Below are 3,632 nucleotides of genomic sequence, written 5' to 3'. Positions count from 1 at the left end.
AGCGGGGGCTACACGCATCTGGCTCCAGATAAAACCATGCTCGGGATAATGCGCCCAGCATCCGGCCTCGATGACCGTGCCGTCACGATACAGCGCGTCATACCCGCTGAAGGCATCTGCCTGCAGGATTCCCGTGTAGCCCGCCAGATGTTCCCGAGGTCGCTCACCTTTGCGGTCGGGTGAGTACCTGTACCAGACTGCTGGTGGCGCGCGGCTGCCTGCCGGGCGGTCATCCCGCACATAGGTCCACAGGCGCGCCGTGCGTGTCTTGCCACGCCCCGGCTCCAGCACCGGCACGGGCGTGTCGTCGGTATGGATCTTGTCTGCGGCGCGCACGTAACCACCGAGTGCGTCGGACAGGGGTTGCAGCAGCGCAGCCGCTTCACGCACCCACGAAGCCAGTGTTGCCCGGTCCAGTTCGATGCCCGCGCGGCGATAGATGCCGGCCTGCCGGTATAGCGGCATATGGTCAGCGTACTTCGCGACGACGACCTGCGCGAGCAGCCCCGCACCCGCCATCCCGCGTGCTATCGGTCGCGAAGGTGCCGGCTCCTGCACCACTGCAGCACAGCGCGGGCAGCTCAACTTCGGACGTACGTGACGCAGCACCTTGAAGTAACCGGGCACATAGTCGAGCATCTCCGATACGTCCTCGCCCAGCGCACGCATCTGTTTGCCGCATTCCGGGCATCCGCAGTTCGTCGGCGCATGAACAACCGTATCGCGAGGTAAATGGGCAGGGAAGTGCCGCGGCTTGCGGCGCAGTGGAGCAAGGTTCGTTGTGGCCGACGTATCCGCAGTCGCGTCGGCATCAGGCACCTTCGCCGGTGCGGCCATATCCGGTTCAGGAACGGGCAGCTCACCGAGCGCGAGTTGCAGCTGGTCCATCAGTTCGGTCATGCGCTCCGATGAACGGCCATACTGCCACCGCTTCAGTCGCGAGATCTCGGCCAACAACTGCGCGATGGTCTCGTCGCGCGAGGCAACGATGCGCTTGAGAGCGGCGATGTCATCGGGCAGATGGCTGGCTGGCATGCATGCCAGTGTAAATGAAGCCCACGCGCTTGTGGGTTCCTGCACCCGGCGTTACGCCGCGTGCGTCGGCTGCCACGTGCGCTCCGGATGCCGCCAGTCAATCCCCTCGAGCAGCATCGACAGTTGGGCAGCAGATAGATGGACCGTTCCTGAATCTGCCTGCGGCCACACGAAGCGTCCGCGCTCAAGTCGCTTCGCGTACAGGTTCATGCCGTCGCCGCTCCACCATAAAATCTTGATAAGGTCACCAAGCCCCACGACATTCAACATACCGATCGCGAATGGTTGTAGTCGCATACCGCTGGCACCCCGCATACGGCCAGGAATATAGGCTGGTCCGTCGTACCGGACGTCGCGGGAATCAGATGGTCCATCTCGATGTTCCGCAACCGATTTCTCGCGAGTTGCCGGCGTGGATGCTCGATGCTTCGATACCAGCGGGTGACCGAGCGGTTTGCCAAGGCCTGCGAGAAGCTGTTGCAGGCGGCCAGCGTGCAGGCGGTGGGGCGGTGGGGCGGTGGCCGCCTTTTACGATCTGGGCTGGCATACGGTCAAGTCGATCGACAAGATGCGCCTGCAGGCCCGTGTGGCCGAACCGGACTGGTCGGGCATCCGCTATCTGGCGATGGATGAGTTTGCGCTCCACAAAGGCCATCGCTATGCCACGGTCGTGGTCGATCCAGTGGGGCGCCAGGTGCTCTGGGTTGGGCAGGGACGCTCGCGCGAGACCGCCCGCGCCTTCTTTGAGCAGCTTCCTGAGGGTGTCGCCGAGCGTATCGAAGCGGTGGCAATCGACATGACGACGGCCTACGAGCTGGAGATCAACGAGCATTGCCCGCAGGCCGAAATCGTCTACGACCTGTTCCATGTCGTAGCCAAATACGGGCGCGAGGTGATCGATCGGGTGCGCGTCGACCAGGCCAACCAGCTACGCCACGACCGGCCGGCGCGCAGGGTGCTCAAGTCCAGTCGCTGGCTTCTGCTGCGCAACCGCCGCAACCTCAAACCTGAGCAGTCAGTGCAACTGAAGGAACTGCTGGCTGCCAACCAGTCATTGCTATGCGTCTACGTGCTGCGCGACGAACTGAAACGGCTGTGGTTTTACCAGAAACCCGCGTGGGCGCAAAAGGCGTGGGAGCAGTGGTTCGAACAGGCGCAGCAAAGCGGGATCGCTGCCCTGCAGCTATTTGCCCAGCGCCTGCAAGGCTACTGGCATGGAATCCTGGCGCGCTGTCGCCATCCACTCAATACCAGCGTCGTCGAAGGGATCAACAACACCATCAAGGTCATCAAGCGCAGAGCCTACGGGTACCGCGACGAGGAGTACTTCTTCCTCAAGATCCGCGCCGCGTTCCCCGGTAATCCTCGATGAACCAGAAAAAAGGGGGGCTTTCGCCCCCCGCTCCTCGTTGTGTCAGATCGTAGCGCTGGCGCTCAGGAGCGCGGTACTGCGTAACCATCCGCATCGTGGGCGCTGGAGAAGTCCCAGTTTGCGCCGGTCTGAGGCTCACCGTCGAGCAGCGGATGCACGATCTGTTTCGCGTGCGTGGCCTGCTTCGCGGCCTGTGCGGTTTGCGTGGCATCTGCATCTGCTGCATGAGCAATGCTGAACTGGACACCTGCTGCGACCATCAGGAGTGCAAATGCGAACCTCTTCATATATGCCTCTTCAATCAAGTTGAGTTATGGGACAGGAACCTAACTGACCTCACGTTGTTCCCGATCAGTTGAGTCTATCTTAATGGGCGTTTAACGCCCATGCAAGACCCCGAGCATAGAAATGCCTCGGGGTTCTATTTCATTTAATTACAGGGCTCTCGCCTGAATGTTAGCCGCCGTTACCGCTGTCATATGCCTGCGCCGCGAGGGAGACGGTCGCAGAGTTGTAGTTCGAAGTGGCCGTCACATATGCGTATCCATAGTACACGCTACTTGTAGGTGTAATCAGCACCGTAATCGTCGCCTGTCCACTCGAATTGGTTGTAGACAATGTTGCACTCAGACTCACAGCTGATACGTAACTGTTCGTCGTATCGCTCCAGTTGATTGTCGCGCCACTTATCGCATTCCCGGACGTGTCCTTAACAGTCACGGTCACTGTGTATTGAACATTCGAGCCGGAATACCCGCCACCCGAATACGTCAGGCTCTGAATCACAGCATACGTAACCGCACTGGCGTATGTCACGGTGCCACTTGCGCTGCCTGCCGTGGCCGAGGCAGTCACCGTCGCTGTGCCTGCGGACGAAGGTGCGGTAAGCGTTACCGTCGCATAGCCGCTCGAACTCGTCGTGCTTGATGTTGCCGAGAGCGTACCGAGTGTCGTCGACCAACTCACCGACGCTCCGCTCACGATATTCCCGTGCGCATCCTCCACCAGGGCCGTGAAGGTGATCGTACTGCTACCGTCAGCTGTGCCCGTTGTTGCCGATTGCGACAGCGACACCACGCGCGCAGTCGATGAATCTGCCACGTACGTAACCGATGCGGTTTTGCTGCCTGCAGTTGCCGCGGCAGTCACCGTCGCCGTGCCCGCCGTGGTGGACGACGTAAGCGTGATCGTCGCCTGGCCGCTGCTATTGGTCGTGCTGGTCGTT

5 protein-coding genes and 1 pseudogene are annotated in these 3,632 nt (G+C 61.2%); 2 read left to right on the top strand and 4 right to left on the bottom strand.

The window, feature by feature from the left end; genetic code table 11:
* Together tnpC and tnpB are read right to left on the bottom strand one after the other, a co-directional pair.
* Nucleotides 1-1,035 (bottom strand): IS66 family transposase (gene tnpC / locus ACOJB8_RS40905; RefSeq protein WP_475017924.1); only part of this gene is annotated, 1,035 nt, incomplete at its 3' end.
* Between the two features lie 51 nt (nt 1,036-1,086).
* Complete coding sequence (gene tnpB / locus ACOJB8_RS40900; RefSeq protein ID WP_475017922.1) at nt 1,087-1,305, bottom strand: IS66 family insertion sequence element accessory protein TnpB; 219 nt, start codon at nt 1,303-1,305, stop codon at nt 1,087-1,089.
* Nucleotides 1,306-1,464: 159 nt separating this feature from the next.
* Between tnpB and ACOJB8_RS40895 the strand changes: the two are divergent.
* Nucleotides 1,465-2,407 (top strand): annotated as a pseudogene (locus tag ACOJB8_RS40895) (ISL3 family transposase); the annotation flags it as partial.
* A 62-nt stretch (nt 2,408-2,469) separates the two neighbouring features.
* Here the strand turns inward: ACOJB8_RS40895 and ACOJB8_RS40890 are convergent.
* On the bottom strand, nt 2,470-2,694 hold the full coding sequence (locus ACOJB8_RS40890) for a hypothetical protein (protein ID WP_475017920.1): 225 nt from the start codon (nt 2,692-2,694) through the stop codon (nt 2,470-2,472).
* Nucleotides 2,695-2,863: 169 nt separating this feature from the next.
* Nucleotides 2,864-3,430, bottom strand: coding sequence for an Ig-like domain-containing protein (locus tag ACOJB8_RS40885; RefSeq protein ID WP_475017926.1), 567 nt, complete (start codon nt 3,428-3,430; stop codon nt 2,864-2,866).
* On the opposite strand from ACOJB8_RS40885, the gene ACOJB8_RS40880 reads away from it, so the two are divergent.
* Nucleotides 3,327-3,632, top strand: a 306-nt coding sequence (locus ACOJB8_RS40880) for a hypothetical protein (protein WP_475017928.1), incomplete at its 3' end; no start/stop codon positions are given. The genes ACOJB8_RS40885 and ACOJB8_RS40880 overlap by 104 nt on opposite strands.

The sequence above is a fragment of the Paraburkholderia sp. BR10141 genome (assembly GCF_056155635.1).
The sequence above is the reverse complement of the archived record's forward strand: the minus strand, read 5'-3'. Positions and strand labels throughout refer to the sequence as shown.